Source organism: Streptomyces sp. NPDC048172 (assembly GCF_043202595.1).
In the GTDB taxonomy this organism is placed as follows: Bacteria; Actinomycetota; Actinomycetes; order Streptomycetales; family Streptomycetaceae; genus Streptomyces.
The window spans coordinates 229,085-244,596 of sequence record NZ_JBIDAT010000008.1; the positions used below are offsets into that span (position 1 = coordinate 229,085).

Annotated in this window: 15 protein-coding genes; 11 read left to right on the plus strand and 4 right to left on the minus strand. The window is 72.1% G+C overall.

Annotated elements, in window-relative coordinates:
- Positions 1-77: 77 nt before the first annotated feature.
- Entirely contained in the window at positions 78-584 is a 507-nt protein-coding gene (locus ACGF3A_RS32860; protein ID WP_393734067.1) for a GNAT family N-acetyltransferase, read from the plus strand.
- Here the strand turns inward: ACGF3A_RS32860 and ACGF3A_RS32865 are convergent.
- The 3 genes from ACGF3A_RS32865 to ACGF3A_RS32875 form a co-directional block, all read right to left on the minus strand.
- A complete protein-coding gene (locus tag ACGF3A_RS32865; RefSeq protein ID WP_393734068.1) occupies positions 553-3,081 on the minus strand; it encodes a BTAD domain-containing putative transcriptional regulator in 2,529 nt (842 codons plus the stop codon). The two genes, ACGF3A_RS32860 and ACGF3A_RS32865, sit on opposite strands and share 32 nt — an antisense overlap.
- Before the next feature lie 13 nt (positions 3,082-3,094).
- The gene (locus ACGF3A_RS32870; protein WP_393734069.1) at positions 3,095-3,367 is read right to left on the minus strand and encodes a hypothetical protein; all 273 of its coding nucleotides are present in this window, start codon (positions 3,365-3,367) and stop codon (positions 3,095-3,097) included.
- A gap of 473 nt (positions 3,368-3,840) precedes the next feature.
- Positions 3,841-4,839 (minus strand): Gfo/Idh/MocA family oxidoreductase, encoded by a 999-nt coding sequence (locus ACGF3A_RS32875; protein WP_393734070.1) that lies wholly within the window; start codon positions 4,837-4,839, stop codon positions 3,841-3,843.
- A gap of 125 nt (positions 4,840-4,964) precedes the next feature.
- Between ACGF3A_RS32875 and ACGF3A_RS32880 the strand changes: the two genes are divergently transcribed.
- From ACGF3A_RS32880 to ACGF3A_RS32925, 10 genes are all read left to right on the plus strand, one after another.
- A complete protein-coding gene (locus tag ACGF3A_RS32880) occupies positions 4,965-5,702 on the plus strand; it encodes a GntR family transcriptional regulator (RefSeq protein ID WP_393734270.1) in 738 nt (245 codons plus the stop codon).
- A 300-nt stretch (positions 5,703-6,002) separates the two neighbouring features.
- On the plus strand, positions 6,003-7,001 hold the full coding sequence (locus tag ACGF3A_RS32885) for a sugar ABC transporter substrate-binding protein (protein WP_393734071.1): 999 nt from the start codon (positions 6,003-6,005) through the stop codon (positions 6,999-7,001).
- Positions 7,002-7,160: 159 nt separating this feature from the next.
- Complete coding sequence (locus tag ACGF3A_RS32890) at positions 7,161-8,135, plus strand: substrate-binding domain-containing protein (protein ID WP_393734072.1); 975 nt, start codon at positions 7,161-7,163, stop codon at positions 8,133-8,135.
- Positions 8,132-9,172, plus strand: a complete 1,041-nt coding sequence (locus ACGF3A_RS32895) for an ABC transporter permease (protein WP_393734073.1) — start codon at positions 8,132-8,134, stop codon at positions 9,170-9,172. The genes ACGF3A_RS32890 and ACGF3A_RS32895 overlap by 4 nt, the downstream gene beginning before the upstream one ends.
- Entirely contained in the window at positions 9,169-9,963 is a 795-nt protein-coding gene (locus ACGF3A_RS32900; RefSeq protein ID WP_393734074.1) for an ATP-binding cassette domain-containing protein, read from the plus strand. Before ACGF3A_RS32895 ends, ACGF3A_RS32900 begins: the two co-directional genes overlap by 4 nt.
- A gap of 304 nt (positions 9,964-10,267) precedes the next feature.
- Positions 10,268-11,422: an ROK family glucokinase gene (locus ACGF3A_RS32905; protein WP_344533849.1), complete on the plus strand. Its 1,155-nt coding sequence runs from the start codon at positions 10,268-10,270 to the stop codon at positions 11,420-11,422.
- The gene (locus ACGF3A_RS32910) at positions 11,419-12,012 is read left to right on the plus strand and encodes a hypothetical protein (RefSeq protein WP_393734075.1); all 594 of its coding nucleotides are present in this window, start codon (positions 11,419-11,421) and stop codon (positions 12,010-12,012) included. Before ACGF3A_RS32905 ends, ACGF3A_RS32910 begins: the two co-directional genes overlap by 4 nt.
- A gap of 81 nt (positions 12,013-12,093) precedes the next feature.
- Positions 12,094-13,362 carry an alpha/beta fold hydrolase gene (locus ACGF3A_RS32915; protein ID WP_393734076.1) on the plus strand — a complete coding sequence of 423 codons (1,269 nt, stop codon included), beginning with the start codon at positions 12,094-12,096 and terminating at the stop codon, positions 13,360-13,362.
- A gap of 13 nt (positions 13,363-13,375) precedes the next feature.
- On the plus strand, positions 13,376-14,035 hold the full coding sequence (locus ACGF3A_RS32920; protein ID WP_393734271.1) for an MBL fold metallo-hydrolase: 660 nt from the start codon (positions 13,376-13,378) through the stop codon (positions 14,033-14,035).
- 10 nt (positions 14,036-14,045) lie between these two features.
- On the plus strand, positions 14,046-14,825 hold the full coding sequence (locus ACGF3A_RS32925; protein ID WP_393734077.1) for an exodeoxyribonuclease III: 780 nt from the start codon (positions 14,046-14,048) through the stop codon (positions 14,823-14,825).
- 57 nt (positions 14,826-14,882) lie between these two features.
- Here the strand turns inward: ACGF3A_RS32925 and ACGF3A_RS32930 are convergent, their stop codons facing one another.
- A complete protein-coding gene (locus ACGF3A_RS32930; protein ID WP_393734078.1) occupies positions 14,883-15,506 on the minus strand; it encodes a hypothetical protein in 624 nt (207 codons plus the stop codon).
- Positions 15,507-15,512: the final 6 nt, after the last annotated feature.

Genomic DNA, 15,512 nt, shown 5'->3' on the forward strand with positions numbered 1-15,512 from the left:
GAGGGCTCCGTGAGGGTCCAGGAGACGAGACCGGTATGGGGGGTCGAACGGCCGAGCGAAGTCTCTAGGGTTGTCCTATGAGGATCAGCGAGTGCCGGGAAGAAGACGTCGAGCTGCTCGACAAGCACATGCCGTCCCCGGGCGCGGTCTCCTCCCACCAGCGGCGGTACGCGCGCCAGCGCGCCGGAGAGGGCACATTCCTGGTCGCCTGGCGGCACGAGGTGCCGGTCGGCAGCTGCGAGGTCCGCTGGGAAGGATGCGCGGCGCCCGAGGTGCAGGCCGTGCACGCGGACTGCCCCGAGGTCAACGGGCTCGGGGTGTGGCCGGAGACGCTCCGCTCGCTGGGCATCGGCACCGAGCTGATCCGCGAGGCCGAGCGGCTGGCCTCCGGCCGTGGCTGCACCCGCATCGGCCTCGGCGTCGAACGCAACAACCCCCGCGCGAGAGCCCTCTACCGCCGCCTCGGCTACCACCCCACGACGCCGTACCTCGACTGCTGGTCCTACGAGGACGGCGTGGGCGTCACCCACCGGGTCGCCGACGCCTGCACGTTCATGGTGAAGAACCTGGCTCCTGGCCGCTGAGCCGCGTCCTGGCGGTGAGCCGGACGAGGTTGTGCAGGCGATAGCGCCCCGGGCCCGCCGACTCCAGGAGCGAGGTGTCGACCAGGGATTCGAGGATGTCCTCCGTCTCCTCCAGGGAGCGGTCGAGCAGGCCCGCCGCCGCGTGCAACGGGATGTCCCGTCCCCGGGTGCGGCCGAGCAGGCGGAAGGCGCGGGCCTGTTCGGTGTCGAGCTGGCCGTAGCCGAGCTCGAAGGTGGCCCTGACGGCCTGGTCGCCGGCCTGGAGCTCGTCGAGGCGGCGGCGTTCGTCGGCGAGCTTGGTGGCGAGGACCGAGACGGTCCAGGTGCGGCGGGAGGCGAGGCGGGCCGCGGCGATGCGGATGGCCAGGGGGAGGAAGCCGCACGCGGCGACGACGTCCATGGCGGCCTCGCGCTCGGCGCCGACGCGCTCCTCGCCGACGATGCGGGTGAAGAGGGCCATGGCCTCGTCGGGGCTCATGACGTCCAGGTCCACGAGGTGGGCGACGGCGAGGTCGACCATGCGGACGCGGCTGGTCACCAGGGCCGCGCAGCCAGCCGTGCTGGGCAGCAGGGGCCGTACCTGGGACGCGTCCCGGGCGTTGTCCAGCACCACCAGGACCCGGCGGTCCGCGAGCAGGGACCGGTAGAGGGCCGCGCGCTCCACGGGCCCGTCCGGAATGGCGGCGTCCGGGGTGCCGAGCGCGCGCAGGAAGGCGCCGAGAACGGCCTCGGGATCGGCGGGGGAGGACCCCGCGCCCTGGAGGTCCACATAGAGCTGGCCGTCCGGGAAGCGGTCACGCGCGGCGTGGGCGACATGGACGGCCAGCGTCGTCTTGCCCACGCCCCCGATGCCCGCGACCGCCGAGACGACCATGGCCGTGCCGTCGGCGGCGGCGAGCTGGTCGCCGAGCTCGCGTATGAAGGAGACACGGCCGGTGAAGTCGGCGATCGTGGCCGGGAGCTGGGCCGGGCGCATGACCGCCGGTGCGGCGGGCTCGGGCGCGGGGTCGGCCGAGTACGCCAGCTCCTCGTCGGCCTCCAGGATGCGCTGCTGGAGCTCGGAGAGTTCGGGGCGGGGATCGACACCGAGCTCGTCGGCGAGGAGGCGGCGGGTGTCGGCGTAGACGGCGAGTGCCTCCGCCTGGCGGCCGCTGCGGTAGAGGGCCAGCATCAGGAGTTCGCGGAGGCGTTCGCGCAGGGGGTGGGCGGCGGTGAGGGCCGTCAGCTCGCTGGCCGCCTGCGCGTGGTCGCCGGTCTGGAGGTCCAGGTCGAGGCGGTGTTCGAGGAGGTCGAGGCGCCACTCCTCCAGGCGGATGCGGTGGGTCTCCGCGTAGGGCCCGGGGACGTGGGCGAGGGGCTCGCCGTCCCACTCCGCGAGTGCGCTGTCGTAGAGGTCGCGGGCGCGGAGGCGGTCTCCGAGGGTCTCGGCCTTCTCGGCGTACGTGGCCAGGCCCTGCGCGTTGTGCAGGTCGACGGACTCGTCACCGGTGAGCCGGAGCGCGTAGCCGCCGGACTCGCTGGCGAGGAGATCGGCGTCGGGGCCGAGAGACTTGCGGATACGGGACGCGTACGTGCGGAGCGCCGCCTTGGCTCGGTCCGGGGGATCCTCGCCCCAGATCGCGTCGATCAGCTCCTCGGCCGTGGCCGTACGCCCGTCGCGCAGCAGCAGGGCCGCGAGCAGCGCACGCTGCTGCGGCGAACCCGTCAGCAGGGCGCGGTCGCCGTGCCACACCCGTACGGGCCCGAGGACCGAGAAGCGCAGGCGCGCTTCCCGCGAGCGCGGGGGCGGTACGGGCGGTTGGGGGAGCGGCACGGGGATGGCGATCCGGGTCTGGCTGCCGGGCCGTGTCTCCCACTCGGGGGAGGGCGTTCCGGCGCTGCCCGGGGTGCCTGCGACGTCTGCGGTTCCGGCGGTTCCGGCGGTGCCCGTCGTGGCGCCCGAGACCCGGCGCCACGCGTCCACCCAGCGCTGCCGCTCCCTCGGCGCGACGTCGCAGGCGTCGAGGAAGGCGAGGAACTGCTGTTCGTCCCTCGGCACCGTCTTGCCGCGCAGGATCCGGTGGGCCGTGTTGTGCGGCAGCTTCCCGTAGCCGCCCGCGCGCCGTTCCATCTCCCGCATGGTCGGTCCGCCCGCCTCGGCGTGCAGGCCCTGGAGTGCGGCGGAGAGCTCCGGCGGGTCCTTGACGGCCTCCGGGGTGGGCGCCTCCTGCCCGTCCCCGTCGGCCCGCAGCGCTTCCTGGCGGGCGCGCGTCCGGAGCTGGAGCGCGATCTCGGGCGGTACGCCGCAGGCCTGGGCGAATGCCGTGACGACCGCGGCGGTGGGCACCGAGGCGCCCGAGGCGGCACGCTGCAGCGTCGTGGCGTGCAGCCCCGTACGGGCGGCCAGTTGGGCGTACGTCAGGACCGGTCGCCGCGCCGTGCGCTGGTCGCGCAGCCACTGGGCCAGCTCGGCCAGCGCACGGTTCGACGTGGTGATCGGTTTCTCTCTCCGTCCCACGGCTTCGGGTCCGTCAGGCCGCCGTGGCGGCCCGCATGCCCTGTATCAGCAGCCGGACCGTACGGCTGCCGCCGCGCACGCCGCGCAGGGTGAGAAGCGTGCCCAGGGCCACCAGACCCGCGGTGCCGAGCACGTCGAGGATCGCGGACGGCGCCAGTCCGGCGACGGCCAGCGCGGACGCGAGCACGGCGATCACGACGATGACGACCGTGTCGGAGCCGGACGGGCGGAACCGGGCGGGTGGGACCGGGCCGACGCAGCAAGTCGGCGCGGGGAAACGGGACATGGGTGTGCCTCCTGGGATCTGCCGCCCGGCAGGAGTGCCCGGGCGCGTTGCGGGCTCCACGTGTCTGCGGCCGACCGGTGTTTGCCGACACCGGCGGCTGAACTGAATCGTGCCACTCCGCACGGGCAGAAGCAGGGGCCCAAGGGACGCCCCCGGAATTGATGCGCGCCTGTCCCGGCCTCGCCCGGGAGAACGAGCGGTTCTGATCGCCCCGCGACCCCCTGTGATCAGTGGGAACCCGGAAACGGTGACCGGACGCGCCCGTCCCGGCCGCCGTAGATGCGGCGGAGTCCCATCTCCGCTTGCCGTTCTGTGACGCCGGCTCTGCGAGCATCTTCGGAGTGCGGGAGCAGTCCCGCACCGCTCCCTGAGAGTTGCGGGCTCCACCGGTACGACCAGGGGCATTCGGCGGGCACGCGTTGCCGCGCGTCACCGCCCGGGGACCGGCGCTCCCTTCCGGGAGCGCCGGTCCCTCAGAGGATCTCCGCGAGGGTGACCGGCAGGCCCGTCGTGCGGGAGCGTTCGCAGGCTTCGGCGACTCGGAGGGCCTCCAGGGCCTCGTGGCCGTCGCAGGGGTTGGGGATCTCGCCGCGGACCGCGCGGACGAAGGCGGCCAGTTCGGCCTCGTACGCCGGGCCGAAGCGGTCGATGAAGCCGGGCCAGGGCTTGTCCGGCGCGGCGGGGGCCGTGGGCTCCAGGGACGTGATCGGCGTACGGGCGTCGAGGCCGACGGCGAACTGGTCGGCCTCGCCCGCGAGTTCCATCCGGACGTCGTACCCCGCGCCGTTCACGCGGGTGGCCGTGGCCGTGCACAGCGTGCCGTCGTCCAGGGTGAGGAGCGCCGCCGCCGTGTCCACGTCGCCCGCGGCGCGGAACATGCCGGGGCCCGCGTCGGACCCCGCGGCGTAGACGGAGAGGACCTCGCGGCCCGTCACCCAGCGCACCGCGTCGAAGTCGTGCACGAGGCAGTCGCGGTAGAGGCCGCCGGAGAGCGGGAGGTAGGCGGCGGGGGGCGGGGCCGGGTCGGAGGTGAGGGCGCGGATGGTGTGGAGGCGGCCGAGGCGACCCTCGCGTACGGCCTCGCGGGCCGCCGCGTACCCCGCGTCGAAGCGGCGCATGAAGCCGATCTGGAGCAGCGTCCCCGCCTCGTCCACCGCGCGCAGCGCGTCCCGGGTGCCGGGCAGGTCGAGCGCGACGGGCTTCTCGCAGAAGACCGGCAGCCCGCGCTCGGCGGCGGTGCGGATCAGCTCGGCGTGCGAGGAGGTCGCGGAGGCGATGACCACCGCGTGGATGTCCAGGGAGAAGAGCTCGGACACCGTCGGCACGGAGGTCGCGTCGAGCGCCGCGGCGACCTCGACGGCCCGCATCCCGTCCGCGTCTGTGACGACGACCTCGGTGACCTCGGGATGTGCGGTGAGGGTACGGGCGTGAAGGGTGCCGATCCTGCCGGTTCCGATGAGTCCGATGCGCATGGCCCTACGCTGGACCGCGCGACCAGCGCTGTCAACGGGTTGTCTTTTCGTCCTGACAATCGAACGTACGGTTCCCGTGGTCCCCCGTAGGGCACTACGCTCCCTCCGTGGCCAAGAATGATCCGGTGGACCTCCAGCTCAGTGTGGACCGCAGCAGTCCGGTCCCGCTGTACTTCCAGCTCTCCCAGCAACTAGAAGCCGCCATCGAGCGCGGAAAACTCGCGCCGGGCAGTCTGCTGGGCAACGAGATCGAGCTGGCGAGCCGGCTCGGCCTCTCGCGGCCCACGGTGAGACAGGCCATCCAGTCCCTGGTGGACAAGGGGCTCCTGGTGCGCCGGCGCGGCATCGGCACGCAGGTCGTGCACAGCCAGGTCAAGCGCCCCCTGGAGCTGTCCAGTCTCTACGACGACCTGGAGGCCGCGGGCCAGCGCCCCGCGACCCGCGTGCTGCGGTACGCGACGGAGGACGCCACCGCCGAGGTGGCCGCGGCGCTCGCCGTCGCCGAGGGCACGGAGGTGCGCGTCGTCGAGCGCCTGCGGCTCACGCACGGCGAGCCGATGGCGTACCTGCGCAACCACCTCCCGCTGGAGCTGCTGCCCGCGGAGCGCGAGGAGTTGGAGTCCACGGGCCTCTACCGGCTGATGCGCGGCGCGGGCGTCACGCTGCACAGCGCACGCCAGTCGGTGGGCGCGCGCGCCGCCACCGCGCCGGAGGGCGAGCTGCTCGGTGAGCCGGAGGGCGCGCCGCTGCTCACGATGCAGCGCACCACCTTCGACGACACGGGCCGCCCCGTCGAGTACGGCTCCCACCTCTACCGGGCTTCCCGGTACTCCTTCGACTTCCAGCTGCTGGTACGGCCGTAGCACGAGCGGGCGGTGCCTCTGCTTCTCCCTCCGCCCCACTGGGCTTGGGAAGTCTGCGCTGGGGGTCCCCCCTGCTCGAAGAGCTTGGGGGAGCAGGGTTGGCAAGCGCAGCCCCACGCCGGGTGTCCCGCGCAACGGGGCCGGGTTCGGGGTGCCCCGGGCTGTGCTTCGCGGGCTGCCGCCGCGTCGTGGCTTGGCGCGCAGTTCCCCGCGCCCCTTGTGGGGTGCTCTTCGTCAGGCCTGCGGACGGGGCGTGCCCGGTGCATTGACGGTCCCCACCCCCGCCGCTACAACTCGCCCATGGCGCACAGGCGTACGGCATCGATGGGGGCAGCCCTTCTCGTCACCACCGCCCTGCTGGCGGGGTGCAGCGATTCCGGGGGCAAGAAGGCCGACGAGGACGAGAACAAGGGCGGCAAGGGCGGCGGCGTGGACACGCCGCGGATGACGGTCGCGATGGTGACGCACTCCGGCGAGGGCGACACGTTCTGGGACATCGTGCAGAGCGGCGCCAAGCAGGCCGCCCGGAAGGACAACATCAACTTCGACTACGCGAACAACAAGGAGGGCGGTCAGCAGGCGCAGCTCGTGCAGTCCGCGATCGACAAGGACGTCGACGGGCTGATCGTCACGCTCGCCAAGCCGGACGCGCTCCGCGCCGTCGTGAAGAAGGCGGTCAAGAAGGGCATACCGGTCGTCACGATCAACTCCGGCGCCCAGTTCTCGCCGGACATGGGCGCGCTCGCGCACATCGGCCAGGACGAGGCCGTCGCGGGCGAGGCGGTCGGCGAGGAACTGAACGAGCGCGGGAAGAAGAAGGCGCTCTGCGTCATCCACGAGCAGGGCAACGTCTCGCTGGAGGAGCGCTGCGCCGGGGCGAAGAAGACGTTCAAGGGCGCGCTGACGACCCTCAACGTCGACGGGACGAACATGCCGGGCGTCCAGTCCTCCGTCGAGGCCAAGCTCCAGTCCGACAAGGGCATCGACACCATCGTCACGCTCGGCGCCCCCTTCGCCGCGACCTCCGCGAAGGCCAAGGAGAAGGCGGGCAGCGACGCCGAGGTCGTCACCTTCGACCTGAACGCGCAGGTCGTCAAGGAGCTGAAGGCGAAACGGATCGGCTTCGCCGTGGACCAGCAGCCGTACATGCAGGGGTACGAGGCGGTCGACCTGCTCTGGCTGCACAAGTACAACGCCAACGGCCTGGGCGGCGGCAAGCCCGTGCTCACAGGCCCCGAGATCGTCACGCGGGCCGACGTACCGAGGCTGGAGAAGTACACGGAGCGCGGAACCCGCTGAGTGCTTTCTCGCCAAGGTGACGGATACTTGTGCGGTGCCCTGGGCGATCAAGCTGGATCAACCGGGACATTTGTCGCAGGAATCCCCGTACCGAGAGGGCAGAACACCGTGGCCAGCGTGCAGAGGTCTCGTACGTCCGTACGTACGAGGGGGGCCGTGATGGCTGTCGTCATCGCCGTCGTGGCGGGGCTCGCCGGGTGCAGCTCCACGGGCGGGAAGCGCGCCGAGGAGGCCCGCGAGCAGGGCGCCTCCGGCAAGGCGAACGTGACCACGCCGCGCTGGAAGGTCGCGATGGTCACCCACTCGGGCGACGGCGACACCTACTGGGACATCGTGCAGAGCGGCGCCAAGCAGGCCGCCGCCAAGGACAACATCGAGTTCCTCTACTCGCACGACAAGGAGGCCGGCCGCCAGGCCCAGCTCGTGCAGGCCGCGATCGACAAGAAGGTCGACGGCCTGATCGTCACCCTCGCCAAGCCCTCCGCGATGAAGAAGGTCGTGAAGAAGGCCGTCAAGGCGGGCATCCCGGTGATCACGATCAACTCGGGCCAGGAGGAGTCCAAGGACTTCGGCGCCCTCACCCACATCGGCCAGGACGAGGTCCTGGCCGGCGAGGCCGTCGGCCGCGAGCTGAACGACCGGGGGAAGAAGAAGGCCATCTGCCTCCTCCACGAGCAGGGCAACGTCGGCCACGAGCAGCGCTGCGAAGGCATCAAGAAGACCTTCGACGGCAAGGTCGAGGACCTCTACGTCGAGGGCACGAACATGCCGGGCGTCCAGTCGTCCGTCGAGGCCAAGCTGCAGTCCGACAAGAAGGTGGACACGGTCGTCACGCTCGGCGCCCCCTTCGCGGCCACCGCCGCCGAGGCGAAGAAGGACGCGGGCAGCAAGGCCGAGGTCGACACCTTCGACCTGAACGCCAAGGTCGCCTCCGGCCTCAAGGACGGCACCATCGGCTTCGCCGTCGACCAGCAGCCGTACATGCAGGGCTACGAGTCCGTCGACCTGCTCTGGCTCTACCGCTACAACCGGGACATGCTCGGCGGCGGCAAGCCGGTGCTCACGGGGCCGCAGATCCTCACCAAGAAGGACGCGGGCAAGCTGGAAGAGCTGACGAAGCGGGGGACACGATGACAGTCGCCGCACCATCGGGAGCCGACGACCGGCTCGTGCACCGTTCGTTCCTCGCCCGCGCGATGCGCCGCCCCGAGCTGGGCGCGGTCGTCGGCGCCGTCGCGCTCTTCGTCTTCTTCTCGCTGGTCGCCGACAGCTTCCTGCGGGCCTCCAGCCTCTCCACGGTGCTCTACTTCTCGTCGACGATCGGGATCATGGCGGTGCCGGTGGCGCTGCTGATGATCGGCGGCGAGTTCGACCTGTCGACGGGCGTGATGGTGACGTCCTCGGCGCTGGTCTCCTCGATGTTCAGCTACCAGATGACGGCGAACGTCTGGGTCGGCGTCGCGGTGTCCCTGCTGGTCACCCTCGCCATCGGCTTCTTCAACGGCTTCATGCTGACCCGCACCAAGCTCCCCAGCTTCATCATCACGCTGGCCACCTTCCTGATGCTGACGGGCCTGAACCTGGGCCTCACCAAGGTGATCAGCGGCACCGTCTCCACCAAGAGCATCAGCGACATGGAGGGCTTCCCCTCCGCGAAGGACGTCTTCGCCTCGCAGTTCACGATCGGCGACGTCGACATCCAGATCACCGTCCTGTGGTGGCTGGCGCTGATCGCGGTCGCGACCTGGATCCTGCTCCGTACGCGCGCCGGGAACTGGATCTTCGCCGTCGGCGGCGGCGTGGACGCGGCCCGCGCGGTCGGCGTCCCGGTCGGCCGCACCAAGATCGGGCTCTACATGGGCGTGGCCTTCGCCGCCTGGATCTCGGGCCAGCACCTCCTCTTCAACTACGACGTCGTCCAGTCGGGCGAGGGCGTCGGCAACGAGCTGATCTACATCGCGGCGGCCGTCATCGGCGGCTGCCTGCTGACCGGCGGCTACGGCTCGGCGGTGGGCGCCGCCATCGGCGCGTTCATCTTCGGCATGGCGAACAAGGGCATCGTCTACGCGCAGTGGAACCCCGACTGGTTCAAGTTCTTCCTGGGCGCGATGCTGCTGCTCGCGACCCTGCTCAACGCGTGGATCCGGAAGCGGGCGGAGGCGAACCGATGAGCGACGTCACAGACGCGAGCCCTGGACCCCTGGTCGAGCTGGACGCCGTCAGCAAGTTCTACGGGAACATCCGCGCCCTGGACGAGGTCTCCCTCCAGGTGCACGCGGGCGAGATCACCTGCGTCCTCGGCGACAACGGCGCGGGCAAGTCCACCCTCATCAAGATCATCTCGGGGCTGCACCAGCACGACGGCGGCGCCCTGCGCATCCAGGGCGAGGACACCCGGCTCTCCTCGCCGCGCGAGGCGCTGGGCCTGGGCATCGCCACCGTCTACCAGGACCTGGCCGTCGTCCCCCTGATGCCCGTCTGGCGGAACTTCTTCCTCGGCTCCGAGCCCACCGTCGGCTGGGGGCCGCTGCGGCGCATGGACGTCGAGACGATGCGCCGGACCACGCACAGTGAGCTGCTGCGCATGGGTATCGACCTGCGCGACGTCGACCAGCCGATCGGCACGCTCTCGGGCGGCGAGCGGCAGTCCGTCGCCATCGCCCGCGCGATCCACTTCGGCGCGAAGGTGCTGGTGCTGGACGAGCCGACCGCTGCGCTGGGCGTGAAGCAGTCGGGGGTCGTCCTGAAGTACGTGGCCAAGGCCCGTGACGCCGGGCTCGGCGTGGTGCTGATCACCCACAATCCGCACCACGCGTATCTGGTGGGTGACCGTTTCGTGCTGCTCAAGCGGGGCGCCATGGCTGGCAGCTACGAGAAGTCAGGGCTGGAGCTGGAGGAGCTGGTCCGCCAGATGGCAGGCGGCTCGGAATTGGAAGAGCTCAGCCACGAACTGGAGCGGTAGGGGCTGCCCCTGCCCGCACTTCGCGGTCTGCGGCTGCGCTGTGGCCGCTCGCGCAGTTCCCCGCGCCCCTGACGGGGCACGTCTCGAAGGGGCCGTCTCAGGGGCGCGGGGAACTGCGCGACAAGCCGCGAAGCAGGGGCAGCCTGCGATGCACAGCACGGGGCTCCCCGGACTCAGCCCCGCTTCCGGGCAACCCCGCACAGGGGCTGCGGGGTCTCATCCGTCGGGGCGGCGACGTACCGTTGATCCCTGGCAGAATCGGGGGCGCCCGACAATCACACCCCAGAGGGACGACCAGATGAGCATGGACGGCCTGCAACGAGCCGACAGGCTCTCCAGGCGCCGGACGGCGCCCAGCGCGAGCGTCCTCCGCACCGTCAGCACACGCGAACGCCGCTCCCATCTGTCGGCGCCGCGGGTCCCCACCGTCGGTATCGACATCGGCGGCACCAAGGTCATGGCGGGCGTCGTGGACGCCGACGGCGTGATCCTGGAGAAGGTACGGGCCGAGACGCCGGAGAAGTCCAAGAGCCCGAAGGTCGTCGAGGACACCATCGCCGAGCTGGTGCTCGACCTGTCCGACCGGCACGACGTGCACGCCGTCGGCATCGGCGCCGCGGGCTGGATCGACGCGGACCGCTCCCGGGTGCTCTTCGCCCCGCACCTGGCCTGGCGCGACGAGCCGCTCAAGGACGCCCTCACGGCCCGCCTCGCCGTCCCGGTGATGGTCGACAACGACGCGAACACGGCGGCCTGGGGCGAGTGGCGCTTCGGCGCCGGACGCGGCGAGGACCACCTCGTGATGATCACCCTCGGCACCGGGATCGGCGGCGCGATCCTGGAGGACGGCCGCGTGAAGCGCGGCAAGTACGGGGTGGCCGGGGAGTTCGGCCATATGCAGGTCGTCCCCGGCGGCCACCGCTGCCCCTGCGGCAACAGAGGGTGCTGGGAGCAGTACAGCTCGGGGAACGCGCTGGTCAGAGAGGCGCGCGAGCTGGCAGCCGCCGAGTCGCCTGTGGCGTACGGGATCACCGAGCGCGTCGGCGGCCAGATCGGCGACATCACGGGCCCGCTCATCACCGAGCTGGCCCGCGAGGGCGACGCGATGTGCACCGAGCTGCTCCAGGAGATCGGGACCTGGCTCGGCGTCGGCATCGCCAATCTCGCGGCGGCCCTCGACCCGTCCTGCTTCGTGATCGGCGGGGGTGTCAGCGCGGCGGACGACCTGCTCATCGGGCCCGCGCGCGACGCGTTCCGCCGCCACCTCACCGGCCGGGGTTACCGGCCGGAGGCCCGTATCGTCAAGGCGCAGCTCGGCCCGGAGGCCGGGATGGTCGGGGCCGCCGACCTCGCAAGGCTGGTGGCCCGCCGCTTCCGCCGCGCGAACCGCCGCCGCCTGGAGCGGTACGAGCGCTACGAACGCGCGGCCGACAACCTGCGCCGGGCGGTGGGCCAGTGACCGCGGCGGCCTCCCCTCCCCGGACCCCGGACAAGGCCACGGGCGGCGATCCGCACGAGCGCCCGCCGTACCGGCCCCGGCACCGGCTGCTGGTGCTGCTCATCGTGGTGCTGCTGGTCGCGATTCCGGGCGGTTTCCTCGTCCAGGCGGCGTTCGTCAGCCGGGACAGCGGCAAGGACAAGGAGCGCGCGGCCGCCGCGACGAGCCTCACCTACGAGCGCCCGCCCAAGGTCAGCCAGCGCATCTACAGCGTCCCGGTCCCGCCGCAGGCCACCCGGGTCGCCTTCTACGAGGCGAACTCGTGGGAGAAGAGCACCATGTGGGTGCAGTTCCGTACGAGCCCGAAGCGGCTCAAGGAGTTCCTCCAGGAGATCGACAACGACGGGCCCGCGCCCAAGCTCAAGAAGGGCCGCGTCACCATCAGCGAGGCCAAGGCCCGCGAGGTCGGCTGGCGTCTCGACGAGCCGGGCCACCGCTACTCCGGCGCGGTCTACAAGCAGGAGAAGAGCGAACCCGACCTGGCGATCACCGTGGACACCACGTACAAGACCAGGCCGCGGGTGTACGTCGTGTCCACCACCAGGTTCTGAACGACGGGGTCTGAGCTGGGCTGAAGAGCCCGGCCCGCCCCCGCGCGGTGGCGGGCTTGCGCTTCTCGATAGCGTGACCGGGTGAGCGATGCGACCCCTGCCAAGACGCTGCAGCACCGGACCGACGGACCCGACGACGCGCCCGTACTCGTCCTGGGCCCGGCGCTCGGCACGACCTGGCACATGTGGGACCGGCAGATACCGGAACTCACCCGGCACTGGCGGGTCCTCAGATTCGACCTGCCGGGGCACGGCGGCTCCCCGGCGCACTCGGCCGACTCCACCACGGCGCTCGCCGAGCGGCTGCTGCACACCCTCGACTCGCTGGGCATCGAGCGCTTCGGCTACGCGGGCTGCTCGCTCGGCGGCGCCATAGGCGTCCAGCTCGCCCTCATGGCCCCGCAGCGCGTCACCTCGCTCGCGCTCGTCTCCTCCTCGCCCCGCTTCTCGACGCCGGACTCCTGGCGCCAGCGCGGCGTCGTGATCCGTACGAACGGCCTCGACCCCATAGCGCGCTCCACGCCCGAGCGCTGGTTCACCGACGGCTTCGCCACCGCGCAGCCCGCGATCGTCGAGTGGGCCGTGCAGATGGTCCGTACGACCGACCCCGGCTGCTACATCGCGGCGTGCGAGGCGTTCGCCTCCTTCGACGCCACGCACTCGCTCGACGGGATCGGCGTGCCCACGCTGGTGGTCACCGGGGCCGAGGACCAGCTCACGCCGCCCGCGGAGGCCCGGGCGCTGGTCGCGAAGATCCCCGACGCGCGGCTCGCCCAGGTGCCCGGCGCCTCGCACCTCACGCCCGTCGAGCAGCCGGGAGCCGTCACCGACCTGCTCATCCGGCACTTCACGACCACCTGGCAGGAGTCCGCCGCCGGACCCCCGGCGCCCGCGCCCGTCATCGCGCCCTCGCCGCCGCAGCCCGCCGCCGTCGCCGAGCTGGAGTCCGCCGAGCGCGCCTCGCTGCGCACCGACTCCTACGACGTGGGCATGAAGGTCCGCCGCGAGGTCCTGGGCGACGCGCACGTGGACGGGGTCACCGAGGGGACCGACGACTTCACGGCCGACTTCGAGCACTTCGTCACCCGGTACGCCTGGGGCGAGGCGTGGACCCGTACGGGCATCGACCGCCGCACCCGCTCGGTGGTCACCCTCACCGCGCTGGCCTCCCGCGGCCACTTCGACGAGCTGGCCGTGCACGTCCGGGCGGCGCTGCGCAACGGGCTCACCCCCGACGAGATCAAGGAGGTGCTGCTGCACACCGGGGTCTACTGCGGGATGCCCGTGGCGAACTCCGCGTTCGCCGTCGCGCAGCGCGTGATCCGGGAGGAAACGACTCCGGAGGAGTAGCAGAATGACCGGCATGGACGCTCTCGAACTGACCAAGAAGGGCCACTCCTGTGTGCGCCTGACCAGGAACGGGCGCACGCTGGTCATCGACCCCGGCGGCTTCAGCGAGGCGGACGCGGCCCTCGGCGCCGACGCGCTGCTCGTCACGCACGAGCACCCCGACCACTTCGACGAGGGCCGGCTGCGGACCGCCATGGAGGCCAACCCGGCGGCGGAGATCTGGACGCTGCGCAGCGTCGCGGAGCAGATCGCCCCGGCCTTCCCGGGCCGCGTGCACACCGTCGGGCACGGCGACGCGTTCGAGGCGGCGGGTTTCGCCGTCGAGGCGCACGGCGAGCTGCACGCCGTGATCCACCCGGACATCCCGCGCATCACGAACACCGGTTACGTCGTGGACGGCCGCGTCTTCCACCCCGGCGACGCGCTCACCGTCCCCGAGCGCCCGGTCGAGACGCTGCTGCTGCCGGTGCACGCGCCCTGGAACAAGTTCTCCGAGGTCCTCGACTACGTCCGCGAGGTCAAGCCCCGCGTGGCCTACGACATCCACGACGGCCTGCTCAACGCGACGGGCATCGCCCTCTTCGAGCGCCAGCTCGGCCCCGGCGGGCCCGGAACGGACGGCACGGAGCACGTGCACCTCGGTGCGGACGAGAGTGTCAGTCTGACCCGGTAGGTTCGGAAGCATGCGCATCGCCACGTGGAACATCAACTCGATCACCGCCCGGCTGCCGCGGCTGCTGGAGTGGCTCTCGTCCGCCGAGCCGGACGTGCTCTGCCTCCAGGAGCTGAAGGTGGCCCCCGAGGCGTATCCCGAGGAGGCCCTGCGTGAGCTGGGGTACGAGTCGGTGGTCAACGCGGGCGGGAGGTGGAACGGGGTCGCCGTGCTCTCCAGGGTCGGCGTCGAGGACCCCGTGGTGGGGCTGCCGGGCGCGCCCGAGTACGACGGGGCCGTGGAGCCCCGGGCCGTGGCGGCGACCTGCGGCGGCGTCCGCGTCTGGTCGGTGTACGTGCCGAACGGGCGCGAGGTCGGCCACGCCCACTACGCGTACAAGCTGGAGTGGCTCGCGGCGCTGAAGGAGACCGCCGCCAAGTCGGCCCCGGGCGCGCTCCCGTTCGCGATCCTGGGGGACTACAACATCGCGCCGAAGGACGAGGACGTCTGGGACATCTCGCTGTTCGACGGCGCCACCCACGTCACGGACGCCGAGCGCGCGGCGCTGCACGCGCTTCAGGAAGCGGGCCTGGCCGAGGTCTACCCGCGCGCGCTGAAGTACGACGTGCCGTTCACGTACTGGGACTACCGCCAGCTCGGCTTCCCCAAGAACAAGGGCATGCGCATCGACCTCGTCTACGGGAACGCGGCCTTCGGCAAGGCGGTCAAGGACTCCTACGTGGACCGGGAGGCGCGCAAGGGGAAGGGCGCCTCGGACCACGCCCCGGTCGTGGTCGACCTGGAGGTGTAGGGCGGGTCCGGGGCGCCGTGGCCCGGGAGGTGCGCGGCCCCGCGGAGCCGCTTCGCGTCAGCCGCTCTCGCCGGGCATCCGGCCGGTGCCGGGCTGCGCGTCGGTGGCGGTCCCCTCGGTGGAGCCGCCGCCGCGCATGCCCTGGTCACCGGGGCGTTCGCCGGGCATCAGCCCGCCTGCCGCGCCCTCGCCCGGCATCACCGAGGGACCCGGCTGCTCGCCGGGCATCGGCGTCGCCGTGCGCGCCGCGTCGGGGGCGGGGGAGGAGGAGGTGCCGTCGCGCTCCGCGCGTTCGGCCTCCTCGACCCGGCTGGTCAGCGCCGCGGGCGCGTCGTCGGGGACGGACGACCTGGCCACCTTGCGGACGCCGTGGTCGGTGTCCGTCACCAGTTCGGTGAGCACGGTGGCCGCCGACTCGGCCGGGAGGTTCACCGCGGCGCTCGCCGCCGCGACCCGCAGAGCCGCGTCCTCGCTCCGCGCGGCCACCTCCACGACCTCCTTGCCGGTGTCGCCGTCCAGCAGGCTGGCCGCGTAGGCCGCCTTCGAGGCGAGCAGCGCGTCGTCGCCGCCCACCAGCGCCCGCAGGTGCGGCAGGCTCTCGGGGCCGAGCCGCGCGACGGACGCGTAGTCCGGCTCCTCGGGGTCGAGGGTCCGGCGCACGTCGTGCATCGAGACAGTCACTGCGGC